This is a genomic window from Nocardia brasiliensis, from assembly GCF_042691675.1.
Classification (GTDB): domain Bacteria; phylum Actinomycetota; class Actinomycetes; order Mycobacteriales; family Mycobacteriaceae; genus Nocardia; species Nocardia brasiliensis_D.
In genome coordinates, this window is sequence record NZ_CP170507.1 from 5,141,991 (window position 1) to 5,158,996 (window position 17,006).

16 protein-coding genes and 1 pseudogene are annotated in these 17,006 nt (G+C 63.3%); 4 read left to right on the top strand and 13 right to left on the bottom strand.

The window, feature by feature from the left end:
• Positions 1–80: 80 nt before the first annotated feature.
• The 3 genes from ACFK0J_RS23555 to ACFK0J_RS23565 all read right to left on the bottom strand — a co-directional run bounded on the left by ACFK0J_RS23555 (position 81) and on the right by ACFK0J_RS23565 (position 3,379).
• Complete coding sequence (locus ACFK0J_RS23555) at positions 81–1,631, bottom strand: methyltransferase (RefSeq protein ID WP_378730745.1); 1,551 nt, start codon at positions 1,629–1,631, stop codon at positions 81–83.
• Entirely contained in the window at positions 1,628–2,044 is a 417-nt protein-coding gene (locus ACFK0J_RS23560; RefSeq protein WP_378730747.1) for a hypothetical protein, read from the bottom strand. The genes ACFK0J_RS23555 and ACFK0J_RS23560 overlap by 4 nt, the downstream gene beginning before the upstream one ends.
• 726 nt (positions 2,045–2,770) lie before the next feature.
• Positions 2,771–3,379, bottom strand: a complete 609-nt coding sequence (locus ACFK0J_RS23565) for a hypothetical protein (protein ID WP_378730749.1) — start codon at positions 3,377–3,379, stop codon at positions 2,771–2,773.
• A gap of 821 nt (positions 3,380–4,200) precedes the next feature.
• Between ACFK0J_RS23565 and ACFK0J_RS23570 the strand changes: the two are divergent.
• Positions 4,201–4,626: pseudogene (locus ACFK0J_RS23570) on the top strand (transposase); the annotation flags it as partial.
• A 330-nt stretch (positions 4,627–4,956) separates the two neighbouring features.
• Here ACFK0J_RS23570 and ACFK0J_RS23575 read toward each other — a convergent pair.
• The 6 genes from ACFK0J_RS23575 to ACFK0J_RS23600 all read right to left on the bottom strand — a co-directional run bounded on the left by ACFK0J_RS23575 (position 4,957) and on the right by ACFK0J_RS23600 (position 10,655).
• Positions 4,957–6,201, bottom strand: a complete 1,245-nt coding sequence (locus tag ACFK0J_RS23575) for an amidohydrolase family protein (RefSeq protein WP_378730751.1) — start codon at positions 6,199–6,201, stop codon at positions 4,957–4,959.
• Complete coding sequence (locus tag ACFK0J_RS23580) at positions 6,198–6,503, bottom strand: hypothetical protein (RefSeq protein ID WP_378730753.1); 306 nt, start codon at positions 6,501–6,503, stop codon at positions 6,198–6,200. Before ACFK0J_RS23580 ends, ACFK0J_RS23575 begins: the two co-directional genes overlap by 4 nt.
• On the bottom strand, positions 6,490–6,864 hold the full coding sequence (locus ACFK0J_RS23585; RefSeq protein WP_378730755.1) for a Rieske (2Fe-2S) protein: 375 nt from the start codon (positions 6,862–6,864) through the stop codon (positions 6,490–6,492). The genes ACFK0J_RS23580 and ACFK0J_RS23585 overlap by 14 nt, the downstream gene beginning before the upstream one ends.
• A 91-nt stretch (positions 6,865–6,955) precedes the next feature.
• The gene (locus ACFK0J_RS23590) at positions 6,956–8,461 is read right to left on the bottom strand and encodes a UbiD family decarboxylase (protein WP_378730756.1); all 1,506 of its coding nucleotides are present in this window, start codon (positions 8,459–8,461) and stop codon (positions 6,956–6,958) included.
• 24 nt (positions 8,462–8,485) lie between these two features.
• Entirely contained in the window at positions 8,486–9,127 is a 642-nt protein-coding gene (locus tag ACFK0J_RS23595) for a non-oxidative hydroxyarylic acid decarboxylases subunit B (protein WP_378730758.1), read from the bottom strand.
• Between the two features lie 43 nt (positions 9,128–9,170).
• Positions 9,171–10,655 carry an aldehyde dehydrogenase family protein gene (locus ACFK0J_RS23600; protein WP_378730760.1) on the bottom strand — a complete coding sequence of 495 codons (1,485 nt, stop codon included), beginning with the start codon at positions 10,653–10,655 and terminating at the stop codon, positions 9,171–9,173.
• A gap of 442 nt (positions 10,656–11,097) precedes the next feature.
• Here ACFK0J_RS23600 and ACFK0J_RS23605 point away from each other — a divergent pair, with 442 nt between their 5' ends.
• Complete coding sequence (locus tag ACFK0J_RS23605; protein WP_378730762.1) at positions 11,098–11,727, top strand: TetR/AcrR family transcriptional regulator; 630 nt, start codon at positions 11,098–11,100, stop codon at positions 11,725–11,727.
• Between the two features lie 135 nt (positions 11,728–11,862).
• Positions 11,863–12,573 (top strand): alpha/beta fold hydrolase, encoded by a 711-nt coding sequence (locus ACFK0J_RS23610; protein ID WP_378730764.1) that lies wholly within the window; start codon positions 11,863–11,865, stop codon positions 12,571–12,573.
• Positions 12,574–12,864: 291 nt separating this feature from the next.
• Here the strand turns inward: ACFK0J_RS23610 and ACFK0J_RS23615 are convergent, their stop codons facing one another.
• Entirely contained in the window at positions 12,865–13,302 is a 438-nt protein-coding gene (locus tag ACFK0J_RS23615) for a transposase (RefSeq protein ID WP_378742967.1), read from the bottom strand.
• A 384-nt stretch (positions 13,303–13,686) separates the two neighbouring features.
• Positions 13,687–13,860 (bottom strand): hypothetical protein, encoded by a 174-nt coding sequence (locus ACFK0J_RS23620; protein WP_378730766.1) that lies wholly within the window; start codon positions 13,858–13,860, stop codon positions 13,687–13,689.
• A 1,053-nt stretch (positions 13,861–14,913) separates the two neighbouring features.
• Between ACFK0J_RS23620 and ACFK0J_RS23625 the strand changes: the two genes are divergently transcribed.
• A complete protein-coding gene (locus ACFK0J_RS23625) occupies positions 14,914–15,747 on the top strand; it encodes an SAM-dependent methyltransferase (RefSeq protein ID WP_378730767.1) in 834 nt (277 codons plus the stop codon).
• Positions 15,748–16,146: 399 nt separating this feature from the next.
• On the opposite strand, the gene ACFK0J_RS23630 is transcribed toward ACFK0J_RS23625, so the two are convergent.
• Positions 16,147–16,362, bottom strand: coding sequence for a DUF397 domain-containing protein (locus ACFK0J_RS23630; protein ID WP_378730769.1), 216 nt, complete (start codon positions 16,360–16,362; stop codon positions 16,147–16,149).
• A 13-nt stretch (positions 16,363–16,375) separates the two neighbouring features.
• On the bottom strand, positions 16,376–16,738 hold the full coding sequence (locus ACFK0J_RS23635; protein ID WP_378730771.1) for a hypothetical protein: 363 nt from the start codon (positions 16,736–16,738) through the stop codon (positions 16,376–16,378).
• Between the last annotated feature and the right edge of the window lie 268 nt (positions 16,739–17,006).

Below are 17,006 nucleotides of genomic sequence, written 5' to 3' on the forward strand. Positions count from 1 at the left end.
CAGATAGGCATGCGCGGCCAGCGTGCAGTAGTAACCCGGCGTTCCTGACCTTTACCCGATCTCCCGGCGGTGCTTGTGGGCTAGGTAGGTGTGAGAGTGGCCGGGGGTGCGGGGTCCGCGAGCGTGTGGCCGGTTGGGGATGTAGGTGCTGGTATCGGCGGTGCTGGGGCGGGGGTGAGGATGGTGTGTTCGATCATCGAGGTGATGGCGGTGGGCAGGATGCGGGTGAGCTCGGCGATGTCGAGGTCGTTGTCGTGAGCCAGGTCCGGCAGGAGCGCGCGTGGTGTGGTGGTGAGGGTGCAGCGGGCGAGCAGGTCGACAGTGATCTGGTTGATCTCATCGATTCGGCAGAGGCCGGTGGGGCTGGTGGTGGTGATGAATTGTTTGGCGATGGCCCATTGATGGTCGTCGAGGTGGCCGTGCTGGGTCAGTCGTGTGGTGGGGTTGGCCTGGTAGGGCAGGTCGAGCAGCTGGTCGGTGTGAGTGTGGAGCCAGTCGCGGTTGCGGAACCAGGTCGCGATGTCGGGAGCACGGACTGCGGTGTTGCTGAGGTCCTCGGCGTCGCGGTGGGGGATGTCTCGGTGGGCGTTGCGTACGGTGACAAGCCCCCATCCGACGGCGTCGATATCTTGGTCGGTGAGCCAGTTCAGCCACGCGGTTTCCTCGGCGGGGTCGCTGTCGTGGCCGCCGCTCCAGGTACGCACGTAGGTGCGGGGGTCGCAGACACCGAGCTGGATGGCGTAGAGATCCAGGTCGGTGCCCTGGACCCAGCCGGTGGCCTGCTCACGCCAGTCCTGTCCGCTGCGGTGGAGGAACGCGGACAGGTATTGCAGGTAGCCGCCGTCGGTGAGGACCCGCGGGGCGGACTGGACGAGGCTGGAGGCCAGGACGTGGTTTTCCAGGCCGGAGTCGCGGTAGAGGTAGTCGACGGTGCCGGGTTTGACGATGAACGGCGGGTTGGCCACGACGAGGTCGAAACGCCGTCCGGCTACCGGTGCGAGCAGGTCGCCGGGCAGCAGTTCCCATCGGTGTCCGGCCAGCGCGGCGGTGGTGGCGGCAAAGCGCAGCGCGCGCGGGTTGAGATCGGTCGCGGTGACATGGTCGGCGCGTCGTGCCAGGTGCAGGGCCTGGACTCCGGACCCGGTGCACACATCCAGTGCCGTGCTGACCGGGTGGTCCATCGCTGCAGCGGCCAGGGTCGCGGGGTATGTCGAGAGCCCGATGACATGATCTAGCGAGGGCTGGGTGCGCCCGGAGAATGGCGGGTCAGCCAGAAACCACCGGTCCTGATACGGCAACAGCTGCACCCGAGCCCGCACCTGGCCGGTTTCTGCCGGTGCGATCAGACCCGCGGCCAGCGCGGAGGCCAGAGGCAACGGCGCCAGCGCCGCCGCCAGCTCCTGCGCGGAGACCCCGCGGCCTTGGACGAACACGCGCAGCAGTGTGCCCATGCGGGTTTCGTCGCCGCCTGCGAGCAGCGTGCCGGAGGGGTCACCGCGTTCGAGGCCCGCAACAGCAGGGGCCCCGATCCGGCCGGCAAGCCCGGCACTGGTGTAGGAGGCGGCCTCGAACGCCTCACGTAACCGTTGCGCATCCCCAGCACTCAGCAACGACCCTACGTACTCAGTCACCAGTGGAAGCCTGCACTTACGTCTTCCGCGCCCTTCGACGACTTACCCGACTTACCCGACTCCGTCGGACATTTCACGATGGCCGTGGCACCTACCGCGATGGTGATCTGAGCGCCGGAACTATCGCCCCTGTCGCAATACCCCGAAATCTTCTTGTCAGTCTTGTTGGTAGCCCTGACCTTCACGGTATCGATGGCAACATCCTCCTCCGATGGCTTGACACGGATATAATCGTTGCCCTTCTCGACCTGCGCCGACTTCTTCTCCATCACCTTGTTTTTCGCGTCCAGGAACTCAACCTGGATCGTTCCCGAGTTGGCGTGCGCGGGAGCCGCGACGATGAAACTACTCGCAGCGGGGGCGATCATCGCAGCGGTGATCGCCGCCGCGCGCAACGGTTTACCCAAACCCACAGAACTCTCCTCTCACCTCAACAACCCGGTCACCGGACCGTCACCGGGGGGAACTGCCGAGTACAGAAAATCTCGGGCCTCCCACCGTATTCGAGGCGACCATCCTCTCCGGATGGGTCAGCGACGGCGCCGTCTTTGACGCACACCCCTGGCGACTACGCGGCAAGGCGGGCACTGGCCGCACGTGGATGGGGCGCCACGTGTGCGTTCGAGAATCTGGACGCTGTCCTCGATACCCACCGTGCGCAATCTGTCTGCGACACACGTCGGTACCAAGTTATCGGGAAACGGTCTTGGGCTCACGGGGTGACTGCATCACCACGTTGCTCGGCTCTCGTGGAAGTTCGTGCAGCTCAGCGGCTTCTGCTGCCAAGGTAGCAGATGGCAACAGGTGTCGGGCACCGCCGAGAACGAACGGCCGGGGCCTCCACCCATCCAGGGGATGGGCATCGCGACGCGAACGCGCTGTAATGCCGCGTGTCGTGCGTTCTGCCTGGCGAGATCGACTGTGGCGCAGAACATCCGTATTGCCGAATACAGGATGTTTCTAGGCGGCGCTGGCACCAACCGCGACCGATACCAGCGCCCCGGACAGATACGCTGGTCACCGCGATTGAGTATCAGGCTCCATCCCGTCCCAACCCTGTACGGCGGGCGAATGCTGTGGCCCGGACCTTTATACCGCCGGTCGGAAGGACCTTGCCACGAGCGCCCGTTATAGAGTCCTTAATCATCGTCGTCGCGTTTCGGAGACAGCTCCCCCTCCGTCGCAGGCCATTCGGCCTCGATCCCGCGGCGTTTCTGTTCGGCCTGCAACGCGTCTTTCATAAATTTCATCTTGTCTCGGTAGAGCTGCTGGATGGCTGTGGGGTTGTTTTCGAACTCTTTTTTGAACCCCTGGTCAAATTTTTCGCGCTGGGTCGTGATGGCGTTAGTCCACGCCTCCTTGAAATTGGCATCGGTGCACCACAGAAAACGATGCAGTCGCAGCGTGTCTCCGCGACTCGCGCTGTCGGCTTTCGGGAACGCCCAATCCGGATTGAAGTCTGGATTCATCACGATTGGGCGGGAAGCGACGAATGGATCTTCCACATACTCCCTCGGTGTCATCTCGTACGCCTCCTGGTACGCAATTGCGGCCTCGTCGCTGAACTGTTCCGCTGCACCAGCCTTGTCTTCCTTCGGATTTATCGGGTCCTCTCCGGGTTTGAGATGGCAGTAGTACTGGTTGATTTCCTCCCACGCAGCCATCTGATCGGCGTGGACCGGGGCACCGGTAGCGATGAGGGCGGCCGTGAAGCCGGCTATCAGCAGCCCGGCGAGACGTGAAGCCATTATTCCTCCTAGTACCTGGCCACACGGTGGGGTGCGACGAGGTAACGGTCTGGTCGGTGGGACAGGAGCGGGCACCACATCGATGGCGACCACTCGTCGCCAAGACAGCACCGCCTAATCTGTTCGTAGCGACGCACGGTTTGGATGGCTTTGACCGCAGATCCACAGGTCGCAGAGAGGCCCCGAACTAAGGTCCGTGGCCCGAGCCGCAAAGGTGGCGATCTAAATCGTGCTGCTGCTGGCGCGGCAACCCACGCGGAAGCGATTGGGGCCCGACCTAGTGTGTGTGCCGGAGTGCTAGCGGACGCCGAATAATCCGGGTGCGCGGACGTGTGGCCTCTTGTGGGCCGACGACAGCACCAGCTGCGCAAGCCCGAGCTGGCGGAACAAGGCAATGGGCAGCCACGCCCTCTCGCTGCTGAGCTTGCTCAGCAGCGCTTGCGCCGTGCAGGTGCCTCCCCAACACGTCTCGGCAGGTGCGCGGCCTCCTGTGTCGTTCCAACGCACTCACATCAGCGTAAGACGTTTTAAGTCAAGCGGTTTGGTCGGCGTGCCCCGTCTGTCGTCGTCCCGGCATAGCGGTAATGGGGTTGGTACCCGGCAGCGTGTAATCGGGTTGTATGACGACAGGTCGGAGCTGCCCATGATGAGCGACGAGATCACCAGGGTTGTGTCTCGATGCCGCGTGCGGCTCGCTCCGACCTTCCGCTCGACAGGGCCGCGATTAGGCAGCGGTCGAGATCAGGGTGGTTGCTGAGGTGGTGGTGGGTGGCGATGTGCGGGTTCCAAGGTTGTCGGCTCGTGATGACCGCGTGGAGTTCTTCGATCGCCACCCCGACGCCTGAATCTACCGGCCCCTGCCGGGATTAAGCGTCGTTCTCGCCACCCGCATCCTCGGTGAATTCGGCGACGACCCCGACCGCTACGCCACCGCCAAAGCACGCAAGAACTACGCGGGAACCTCCCCACGCACCATCGCCTCCGCCGCAAACACGCCGTGCTAGCCCGCCACGTCCGAAACCGCCGTCTCTCCGACGCCATCTACGCCTGGGCCTTCAGCGCCCTAACTCGCAGCCCTGGCGCACGCGCCTACTACGACCAACACCGCGCCTGCGGCGATCTGCAACACAAGCCCTACGCGCCCTCGGCAACCGCCTCGTCGGCATCTGCACGGCTGCCTGCGCCACTACACCCTCTACAACGAGCATACCGCCTGGGCCCACCGCCAAACCACCATGGCCGCTTGACAATTTACGCACCTGGGATGTCTAACTAGCCGATCTTGCGGATGTACCTCCTACCAGTAAAGCCGATCGCTAGGAGCTAGTGCGCCAGTAGGGAGGCAAGGTCATCGGCGCTGGTGTCGATGTCGTAGCCGCTCGATGGCCAGTCGGAGCGGCCGTGGCCGCGCCGGTCGAGCGTCGCGCAGCGAAAGCCGCGTTCTAGGCCCGCCGCTTCGCTGTCGACAAAATCCCAGTCCCGACAGTTTCGGCAGTGAGGACGAAAAGGACTATTAGTTCCTCGAAGGCTCCCGAGAAGGCGCGGGAGCCCGGATCCTTCTTTGCAGGAGGCAGCGGCTAGCGGGCGGCTGGGGTCGGTGCCAACCCAGCGATTTTGGTGCCGAACACCTTCAGCGCGGTTCCGCCGAGGATGTTGTTCTTCGCCTGCTCCGACAAGTTCGGGATCGACATGATGCGGCCGGGGGTGTCGAAGTCCCAGTGTGGCCAGTCCGAGGAGTACATCAAGGTGTTCTCGGCATCGATCGCCTTCAGTGTGCTTTGCAGTAGGTCGGGGTCCGGCATCTCCAAAGGCTGTGAGGTGTAGTACATTCCGCGCATGTAGTCGCTGGGCATTTTCCGCAGCAGGGGCGCATCCGAGGTCCGCAGGGTGAACTCGTGGTCCAGGCGCTGCATGAGGAATGGTAGCCAGGCCAGACCGCTTTCGATCCAGATCGTCTTCAGTGCCGGGAAGCGCTCGGGGATTCCATTGAAAAGCCAGTTCGTCAGGTGGGTGATATTGCAGGTGACGAACGAGATCGCGTGTACCGCGGTGAAGCGGTTCATCGTCGAGGTCATCGAGTCGCCCCAGGACGGGCCGGCGTGGAAGCCGATCGGCATCCCGAGACGCTCGAGCTCGGCATAGATCGGCATGTAACGGTTGTCGTGCACGGAAATATGGCGCTGGCTGGTGACCAGGAAACCGATGACGTCAGGGTGACCGTGATACAGCCGTATCGTTTCCAGCGCCATGTCCGGATCCTCGAACGGCAGCCCGAGCATGGTCTTGATCCGCCGATCCTGGCCCAGGATGTTTGTCACGAACCACTTGTTGTAGGCCATCATGAGCGTCGCACCGATCAGCGGATTCGGGTGCAGACCGATTTCCAGCATCGGTTGCGGGAATACCACTTGGCAGTTGATGCTCATCGCATCCATGGCGCGCCGGACCAGGGTCACGTCGCGGTGTACGCCGTTCGGTTCTACGTATTCCGACAGTGCCGCCTGGTGCGGCACTCGGCCTGCGGTGTCTTGAAAGGTGAGTCCAGCAACGTGATTGGAGAGCGCCAGATGCCCGGCTTGCGGCCAGTTCTGCGATATCTGCTCGCCGTAATCCCGCAGGATCGGATGTTCGACGTACTTCAGGATCTCCGGCCACGAGTCGAGCTCGACGTGGTGGGAGTCGACATCGACGATGAATCGTTGGTCCAACCCGTACCGTTTGGTGTCGTTGGCGGCGTTGGCCAAGATTTGCCGCGAATCGGTGGTCACGGTGATCTCTTGGGTCGGGTGTAGCGCGACGGTCGGCTGAAGCGTGCTTGTCACGAGCGGACTCCTTCGATCGACGGGATACGGGATAGCCACAATGCGAGATCGAATGTGTTGAGGTTCTGCGATTCCATCAGCGCGGATATCAGGACGACAGCGTCGGTGCTCGAATAACCGTCCGCTTCGATCGTCGGCAGGTAACCCGCCGCGTGGGCGGCCGCCGCGTACAAGGTGGCGGTGTCGGCAACCAGCCTCGACAGCGCCTCAGACGTCAACGTGTCAGCTCCGCCCGTCGCGAGCCGTTCGACGCCCTCGTGTAACCGGGCGAGCGCACTGATCAAGTCGTTAGAAGCGGACATGGACCTTTCCTCCTTCTTCGGTGACTTCGACGGCGCTGAGCCGAAAGTTGGGCCTGGTGGCGTGTTCTCCGGTGATGATGACGAATTCCGAACCGTGCCACGGACATACAACGTGCATTTCGGACTCGTCGAAACGCATCCCATGCGCGCGCTGCTGTTGGTCGAGCACCTCGCGGACCTTCGGGATGATCCGGCCCTGACATGCCGGGCCGCCCTGATGGGGACAAATGTTGTGGTAGGCGTAGAGGCGTCCGTTGATACGGAAGATGCCGATCGTGCGGTCATCGACGTCGACGATGAGACGGCCGCGCTCTGGGACATCGGCGGAATCGGCCACGGTGACCGGTGTAGGAGTCGTCATCGCTGACTCCGTCCGAAACAATCCAGCGCGGTCGTACCGAGTTTCCTGCTCATAAAATCCTCCTGTTTCGGAATCTGATGTGCGAAATTATTTAGGTGACCGGGTACTCGAGATCGAGGTCGGGAGCGAACGGCCGAGGATCGACGTCGCGGAATTGCGCGCGCGCGAACTGGTCACGTAAGTGGAAGGGCACGGTGGCATCGAAGACGGTCTTGGCGGTAACGCCGCGGGCCGGAAGTCTCGCGTTGTATGCCGGAGACTGCGACGGATCCAGCACGTGGCCGCTGACACCGGGGATGACGATGATGTCGATATCGCCCTGCATCCGGGTGGTCATCGCCCACAAGACGTCGTCTGTGTCGAAGATGTCGACATCCTCGTCGACCATGATCAGGTTCTTCAGCTCCGAGTAGGTGCCCAGCGCCACCAGCGCCGCTTGCCGCACCCGTCCGTCGTCGAGGGCCTTGCGTTTGACGCATTTCATGATGGCCAAGAACTTTCCGCCACCGGCCGAGTGCGCGTAGACCTCGCTGACGAAGCCGGGCAGCGCCGCATCGCAGGCGTTGTAGATGCTCGCTTCGGTGGGGATACCTGCCAAGCTCACGTGCTCCTCGCCGGGGCCGACCAGAGTCTGCAGGATCGGGTTGTGCCGGGTCGTGACCGCGGTGACCTTCAGGACCGGCAGCGCGGGGTTGGCGGTGCCGTTGTAGCCAGGGAACTCCGGCATCGCGTGCCCGGTGTGGGTGTTCTGGTCCTCGGCGTCGCGCCGTCCGGGCAGGATCAGGCCCTCGATCACGACCTCGGCGTTCGCGATGCCGCGTTGCGGGATCGACACGCAGTCGACGAGTTCCACCGGCCTGCCTCGTAGACCGCCGGCGATGGCCAGTTCGTCGTAGCCGTAGGGGGTCGTCGGCGCCTCGAAGGTGGCACCGATGTGGATGGCCGGGTCCAGCCCCATGTTGATCGATACCGGCAGCGAATTGCCTTGGGCTTCCGCCTTTTTCCGGAAATGGTCGATGTGGCGGCCGGGTGCGAAGAAGATGGTCATCTCGTCGCGGTTCTGGACGCACAGCCGGTGGATGGTCACGTCGGTGCCCGCGTCGGGATCGCTGCTCAGCACCAAGCCCAGGCAGAAGAACGGTCCGGCGTCCTCGTCGGTGTTGGTCGGCGCGGGCAACAAGGTGCGCAGATCGAAATCGGGATCGTCGGCGCGGTACACCACCTCCTGACAGCGTGCCTCGGCCGAATCGACGTCGATCGGTTCGATCGCGTCCTCGACCGCGGCGGCCATGCGCTGGGTGAGCTGCCGCGGCGGGGTGTCCAACAGCAGCCCGACTCGCTCACGACTGGCCATGAGCCCGACCAGAACACGGGAACCTGGGAAGCCGATCACGTTGTTGAACATCATCGCCGGGCCGATGCGGGTCGGGCGAACCACCGTCGCGCCCGCCCCGACGCGCTTGTAGACACCGGCGAGTTCGGCGTGCGGGTCGACGGGGTGGTCGGTCTCGAGGAGCTGACCTGGATGATCTCGCAGCCGATCCAGCGCAGATCGTAGGTCGTGCACACCGCGGTGGGTGTCCTTGTCGTCAAGCACTATTCCTCCTAGGGCGAAAGGTGGTCACAGGGCGAGGACGCATCCGAAACGGTCGAGCCCGTCATCGGGTAGGTCACCGGCGGCGAGGCCGTTACGACGGGCGTGCGGCAGGCCGGTCCACGGTTCGGCCTTGTCGTAGGTCAAGCCGAACTGGTCGAGCACTCGCGCCACGGCGTGGTCGACGAGGTCGTCGATGGTGTGCGGATGGTTGTAGAACGCGGGCATCGGCGGCACGATCCGCACACCCATGCGGGAGAGAGCGAGCATATTGTCCAGATGGATTTCACTGAGCGGTGATTCACGCGGCACCAGCACGAGCCTGCGCCGTTCTTTGAGCATCACATCGGCAGCCCGGCCCAGTAGCCCGTCCGCGTAGCCGACCCGAATGCCGGCCAGCGTCTTCATGCTGCAGGGAACGATGACCATCCCATCGGTGTGAAAGGAGCCCGAGCTGATCGGCGCGGCCTGGTCACCGGGCTGGTAGACCACATCGGCGAGTGCGGCCACCTCTTTCACCGAGAGCGCGGTCTCGAGTCCGATGGTCGCGCGCGCCCATTTCGAGATCACCAGATGCGTCTCGACGTCCTCCATACGGCGAAGCGCGTTCAGTAAGGCCACAGCCAGCGGCGCACCGGTCGCGCCGGTCATGCCCACGACGATTCTCATGCGATACCTTTCGATCGGATACGAATACACACCGGCTGGTTCCTCAGATGAGGTAGCTGGGGTGGGCCGGTTCAGCGTGGACGGTCACCCAGCGGACCGTGGTGAAGTCATCGGCACCCGGCTGCCCGCCGAACCTGCCGTAACCGGAATCCTTGACACCACCGAACGCGGCCATCGGCTCGTCACCAACACTTTGATCGTTGATGTGCACGACGCCGGTCTGCACACCGGCCGCCACCGAGAGTGCTTCTTTTATGTTCTCCGAAATTATTCCGCAGGACAGGCCATAAGAACTGTCGTTGGCGATGTCGATTGCCTGTTCCGCCGAATCAACGATATGGATCACTGCTGCCGGTCCAAATATTTCCTGATAATAGATTTGCATATCTTTTGTCACCTCGGCCAGCAGAACCGGCTTGAACAACACTCCGCCCTGACCTTCGGCCTTGCCTGAGCCGACAAGTGGCACAGCGCCCTTGGCGACGGCGTCCGCGATCAATTCACTGAACCCCTGTGCCGCACGAGCATTGACCACAGGTCCGATATCCACGACAGGATCCCCCGGATCGCCGTACGTCAGCGAGTCCACTCGACCGGCCAGCTTCTCGATGAAGCTTGCGGCTACGTTCTTGTGTACAAGGATCCGGTCGGACGACATGCATATCTGGCCCGAATTCATGTACGAGCCGAAAGTCGCGGCCCGAACGGCGAATTCGACGTCGGCATCCTTGAGCACGATGAGCGCGTTCTTGCCACCCAGTTCGAGTGTCACCGGTTTGAGGTGTTGCCCGGCCAACGATCCGATGATGCGTCCCACCTTCGTCGACCCGGTGAAATTCACCATCCGCACACGGAAGTCGGCGACCAGGGCGGCGACCACCTCGCCCGCGTCCGCAGGGTCGTTGGTAACGACATCGAGGACGCCCGGCGGGAGACCGGCCTCGCTCAGGATGTCCGCGATGAACAGCCCGCCGGCGATCGGAGAGTCTTCGCTCGGTTTCAGGACGACGGTGTTGCCCACCGCCAGAGGAATGGCGGTGGCTCGAATCCCCAAGGCGTACGGTGCGTTCCACGGAGATAGCGATGCCACCACACCCAGCGGTTCCCGGATCTCCATCGAGTAGGTGGTCGTCGCGGTGCTGTTGGTTGCCACCACCCGCCCCAGTGGTGCGGACGCCAGCGCGGCGGCCCCGCGCAGATGCGCGACACCCAGATGAACTTGGAACTGCCCCCATTTCCGGGTTGCGCCGAGTTCTGCGACCATCACCTCGATCGCCTCTGCCGACCTCTCGGTCAAGATGTCGGCCGCTCGATTCAGAATCGCACTCCGCTCGATGGGTGGCGTCTTGGACCATGCGGCGAACGCCTCGGAAGCGGCGTCTACCGCTGCGGCCACATCATCGAGTGTGCACGCGGCAACAGTCGCATAGGTTTCGCCCGTCCATGGCGAAATATCGTCTATCGTGTTTCCATTTGCGGCTGGGATTTCGTGGCCGCCGATGATCAGGCCCCGGGAAAGTGTGGACATCGAATCTCCTGTTCAAGTCAGGCGCAATACCGGTTTCGATAATGTCGGAGCTGCGTACCGCCGTGGTCGCCATATCGACGGATCTGAGGTCGGCCCGATTCGCCATGGATAGGCGGACAACCGGCGCTTGTTTCATCGCGACAGCCATTGCATTCGGGCCGCATTTGAGAATCAACTAGTGGTACGTCGTCGTACCAGAGATACGGTACGCGCATGTACCAGTGCCAGACAAGAGGAAATTCTCGCTAATTCAAAATGGCCCCGTGACCGGGGAGAACCCTACTGAGCTTCGACCTACGACGTCGTTCAACTCGAGGTTCTCCGATGTGATGACCCGAGGCATTCCGGACACACGGCATGGCGAAGCTCCGATCGGCGGTACGTCGATGTACCATCGCTGGCAGGTCCCATATTTTCGATACTCAACAAAGGCTGTGGCGATGTGACCGTCAACGACCAAGACACCGCGGACGACCGCACGGACGTGTTCCGGCGCCGTCTTCTCCAAGGTCTCGCGGCCTCCATCGAGGAACGCGGCTACCGCGACACCACGGTCGCTGACATCGTCAGGCATGCGCAGACGTCTCGGCGGACGTTCTACCAACACTTCGACAGCAAGGAAACATGCATCGCTGCGTTGCTCATGGAAACCAGCCGCGAAATCCTCGCATTCGTCACCGCGGCGGTGGACTCGACCGCGCCGTGGGCAACCCAGGTGCAGCAGGCAATCGAGGCATGGTTTCACGCGAACGAAGCGCGCGCGGCCCTCGCCTTGACCTGGGTCAGCGAGGTGCCGAGCCTCGGCCTGGCAGCGCGCACACTGCAGCGGGACATGGCAGCAGGATTCATCGACTTGGTAGTCGCGATATGCGATACCGAAAAATCCCGTGCGGCGGGCGCGGCACCCGCCTCACGAGACCTCGCCGCCCTGCTCCTTGCCGGTCTGCGTGAGCTGACGGCCGCCGTCGCCGAGCAGAGCCTGCCCATGAGCGAGGCAATCGAACTAGGAGTAGATGCCTCGATCAGACTGCTCGGTCCGCCCGCGGAACGAACCAACGACTCCCTCGAATAGGCGCATCCCACGCACCACCCTGACAGAGCGGCTCGGCAGAGAACACGACGACATCAGCCACCCCCGGGTAGATATCGACCGGCACCAGCCCGGCTACCCGCGCATTGCGGATCACCGTACGACAACGATGTGTGCATGGATGTACTCACCGTCGACGCTGATCAGCTGGCTTACACGATCGATGGCCAAGGACCGCCCGTGGTGTTGGTGCACGCGGGCATCGCCGATCACCGAATGTGGGATGCGATAGTGCCGGCCCTGGTCCACGCGTACACCGTAATCCGTTATGACATGCGAGGTTTCGGGGAATCGTCGGTTCCCACCGCCCCGTTCGGCCATCATGAAGATCTGCGCAGGATTCTCGACCACCTGGGCTACGAAACCGCTCGTATCGTCGGCGCCTCCTTCGGCGGACGGGTCGTTGTGAATTTCGCGCTGACCCACCCTGATCGGGTGCATTCCCTCGTGCTACTCAATCCGCCATGGCCTGGATACGACGGGTCGGCCGAGATGATCGCCTGCGACGAAGCCGAGACGGCTGCTCTGGCCGCCGGTGCCCTGGACACAGCGGTGCAGGTGAACCTGGACATGTGGCTCCGTGGGCCGGTACACGATTGGGCTGATGTGCGTCCCGACCTGGTGGGCGAACTCGAAGGGGCGCTGCGGATCTCACTGATGAATATGGAGCTCGTCGACCGGTACGAGCGGGGCGTCGATTGGTCGCGACCAGCGACTCCGGCGAGTCCATCGCGATCAGGTGCGTCGCATCGTCGAATTCCACCAGCTCAGCATCGGGTATTCCGGTGGCGTAGCGGGGTGTTCTCGACTGTTCGACACCCTGGGTGAAAGGCGTCGGGTCGGGCGGGCGGGTTCGAACCACGAGCAATCACACCCCTTGATGGCCGCCGACCCGGAAGACATACCGCGCCAACCGAACCCGGCCGCCGCGCTCGCATCTGTCCACAGCGCCCGCCGCCTTAGTGAGGACTCTGCGATCCGAGGGGAGCCACAGGAGTCACCGAGACGGACCGAACAAGATAAGTAGGGGAGCCATTATCGGATGTTCGGCGCCACCTCCTGACCGCTACGTCACCGACAAATCAGTGGTGTCGTGGAAGTCCTTGTGCAGCTTGGGCGTTACCATGGCAGGAACTTCTGGAGTCCTGCTTGACAGTTAGCGGAATCGGAGGTCTTTAGGTCAAGACCCTGTTGGGTGTTGGGGTTAGCCTGTTGGGTGGGTCCGGGTTGTGGCTTGTCCGAAGGATCGGTGTGCGGGGTCAGGCCGGTCGCGCTGGAGTCAGTAGTCGTTCCCGTTTGCCCTCCCGGGCCCGATAATTCATTGCGTTGCTGGTCGGTGAGCATGCGTGTGTAGACGACGTTCGAGAGTCGTCGTTTGAGAGCTCGTAGTGCTTCTTTCGAGGTTTTCCCACTGGCTCGCCGCTGGTCGTAGTAGACGCGTCCGGCGGTGTGGTTGCGTAGTTGAACGACGGCCATGATGTGCAGGACCCGGTTGATTTTGCGGTTGCCGGCGCGGGAGAGCCGATGGCGTCGTTGTTCGCCGGAGGAGGCGTCCAGGGGTGCGGTGCCGTTCCAGGATGCGTAACGGTCCCGTTGCGGAACCGGCGGATATCACCGGTGTCAGCCAAAAGCCTTGCCGCTGAGGAAGGTCCGATGCCGTTGAGGTCCATCAACGTCGAACCGCGCTCGGTGACCAGCTGGCGCAGTTCTTTGGCCGCGGCGTTGATTTTGCGGTCGATGGTTTCGAGTTCCTCGATTAGTTCTTCGACCAGGCTCAGGCGAATCCTGATGACCGCGTCCTGAGGTGTGATCGTGTCGATCAAGGCCCGCGCTTGCATCGAGGAGAGGAACTTCTTGGCGCCGCCAGGAATCAACTCGAGGAGCAATCGGTATATCCGGCACAGGGTTTCGGTGCGTGCGCGCCCGAGTTCGTCGCGCCGGTCAGCGAGCATTGCCCAAAGCGATCAATTCCGGATCAGCGGTGACTCGACGCAGGTCAGGGGCGTGCAGTGCGGCAAGGGCAACCGAGTGCGCGTCGACCGGGTCGGTTTTGCGGCCGTTGCCGGTGGCGAAGACACGCACCTGGGAGGAGAGTTTCGCGGGCACGTCGATCACGGTTTCCCCGTCGTGCGGGAGGGCACCGCTAGTTCGAGCCGGGCAGACCCCTTTCCAGCCACTCCCTGCACGGCACCCGGTGGGAGGCAAGCCATTAACGAGCCACACCAATACCGACGGTGGGCAGCCGCATGAGTGAGCACCCCACCGCGCACCTGAACCAAATCCTGGCCGGGATCTGATCCTGACAGCAAGTGTCTAACTAGGCTCGTGGCGTGCGGTTCGAAGTCGCTACTGCGGCACCTCGGAAGATCAACGAGCCGGAAGGCATCTGACGTCGACCGTAGGCGCCATCATGGCGAGTCGAGGGTGGTCGAGGTTCTCGGCGCTGATTGTTTGTGATGTTGCCCAATGATTTGCCGCTGACATCGTGATTCCGCTGAATCGGGATGCGTCGGCCATCCGTTCCAAGTGGCAGCTTCGAATAGTGGTGTAGGACAACGAACCTCGGGTACAGGCCGCGTCGCCGTGACCCCGACGACGCCCGGCCTGATGATTGGGAGCAGAGTGCTCCGGGGATGATCGTGCTGTGACCGAATGGCAACTGCATCTCACGGATCTACTGGCCGATCCGGATCGAGCAATCGGATACCACCTGGTGTGGCTCTCGGATGTACTGCGGGCTATTGGCCAGACGGTTCACTGACTCCCGGCGTCCCGCGCCACCATGCCGCCCCCAGATCGCGGATACCGGTCCGCTCGTGCCGCGGAGCGCGCGTTGGTCGGCCGTCCAAATTGGTTGGCTGACAGTACTTCTCAACGCGCGCACATGCCGAATTCAGTGCATGCTCTAGGCCGCTGCGGTACCACAGCGGGTGGGATGTCGGCCGTTCGGAGGACGTGCCTGACTACGACGGGTTCGAAGCGGTCCTGGTATCCGCCACTTTCGCGGCGCCACCGTGCTTTGAAAATCGTTGTCCGCGCGGACCCGTCACCTGGGGACCGTGACGGTGTCGAAGCTGTTGTGTGCGAGGTTGTATCGACCCGAAACCGGCACCGATGCGCGAGACTGGATCGGTGGATACCGGACCGACAAATGCCGGAAGGCATGCCATGTCCCAACCCTCCGCCGCCTACCCGAGCGTGGTGCCGGTGGGAGTGGATATCACCCGCGCGGGCATCGCGCGGGTCTATGACGCCGCGCTCAACGGCAAGGACAACTACCCGGTCGACCGCGAAGTGTTGGCGCAGGTCCGCACCGTAGCGCCACAAGTCAACGAATTGGCATGGGCCAACCGCGATTTCCTGATCCGGTCGTGTCGGTTCCTGGCCCGCGAAGCCGGGATCGATCAGTATCTGGATTTGGGCTCGGGTCTGCCGACCGCGGAGAACACCCACCAGGTGGTGCAGCGGATCAACCCGGCCGCGCGGGTGGTGTATGTGGACAACGATCCAACGGTGCTCGCCCACGCACGAGCGCTGTTGGCCAGCAACGAGTCCACCGCGATCGCCGACGCCGACATCTTCCGAGCCCTCGAGGTCCTGGGGCACCCGACGGTGCGTGACGGGCTGGACTTCACCCGCCCGGTGGCGCTGTTGCACATCGGGACACTGCACCACTATCTCGGTGACGACGTTGCCGCGATCATGCGGACCTACATCGACGCGCTGCCGTCCGGGTCGTATGTGACCATCGCTCATTTCTGCGACCCACAAACCCCCGAGCACAGCGAGTTGGCGCGCAAGATGGAAGACAAGTTCGTGCACAGCCCGATGGGCAGCGGTCGTTTCCGAACCCGAGATCAGATCCAGGCCCTGTTCGGCGGGCTGGAGATGGTCGAGCCGGGTCTGGTGCTCTGTGATGACTGGTGGCCCGACGGCCCACGGCTCGCGCCGCTGGCCGATGTGCGTCACTGCATCGTCGGCGGCATCGGCCGCAAACCCTAAAATGAAAGGTCCTCCACGACGACGGCATCGCGCTCAACGTCGCGAGGAATCGTTTCGAACCCACCACCTCGAAACCATTCACCACCACCTCCCGCACCCCGGCGCGGGCATCACCGAACAGCCGATGCGGGCGTCGGCTTGTGGCACGATCCAGAGCAACGGGTTCGTGTCGTCGTCCTGAAGGCTGGATCCTCCAGCCGAATTTCTAATTCCGTACGGCACAGGATGGCTGCGCCAGCAGCTCCTGAGCTCTATCCGGCGCGCAGTCGGTAACTGACTGGGTTCGGAAGGCGTTGGGGCCGATGGTCCTCGCCTACGGTGGTGGGTGACCCGATCGCTGCAGCCGACGCCGAAGTGCTCGGTTACCGGCCGGGCCACCCGTGCCGCGATCTGCAGCGATCACACGGTGATGAACCGGCCGGTCCGCACTCCCTCGATGAAGGCATCCCATTCAGCGGGTGTGAACCGCAGTGCCGGTGCGTTGTCGGTGTCGCGGGTGTTGAAGACCGCGATACCACCCTCGGGCAGGGCCGCGAAGGCCACACAGTTGCCATCGGGGCCGCTGGCGGCGGCCTTGAACGCGGCCAGCCCATACAGGTCCTTCTTGAGAAGCATCAGCCGATCTCCTTTACCAGTCGAACCATTCGGAAATTTCGCGGTGACGGGTGGTACTCAGGATCAATCCGAGGCGGGCGATGTCGTCGACGAGCAGGTCGAGCTCGCCGAGCACCCCGGCGAGGGACTCGCAGGCTTCCGGCAATGCGCCCGCCTCGCCGCCGTGCGCGCGCTCGAGCATCGTGCGCACCTCACTCAAGGGAGTAAGGTACTGCCCGGCGGTGGACAACCGCCGTTCGAGTCGTTCTACCGCGACGGCCAACCGCCGATGCGGCGCCGGGGCGCTGTCCGGCGAAAACAGCTGCGGTACATCGTTTTCCGACCGCGTACCTGCTGCCCGGATGTCGTCATCGAGCACGAAGGTGTTCCTCTCCACCAGGGTTTACCGGGGGTGACGCCGACATCCACGCGCGCACGGCGGTGCCCGGCCCGGCGGTGTGCGCCGGGCAGGAGATCGGGAGATCGCAAGCATCCGCACTCCTGAGACATCGACTCATGGCAGGAGATCCACCGAGGTCCGGGGCGGATGGTGAACGATTGCACCGCGCGATGCGGGGTCAACCGGTGCCGAAAATGATAGCGGTCGCGTCGCTGGAACGGGCGGCGAATTCGCGGAATTCGCGGACCGATGCTTACCTGGTAGC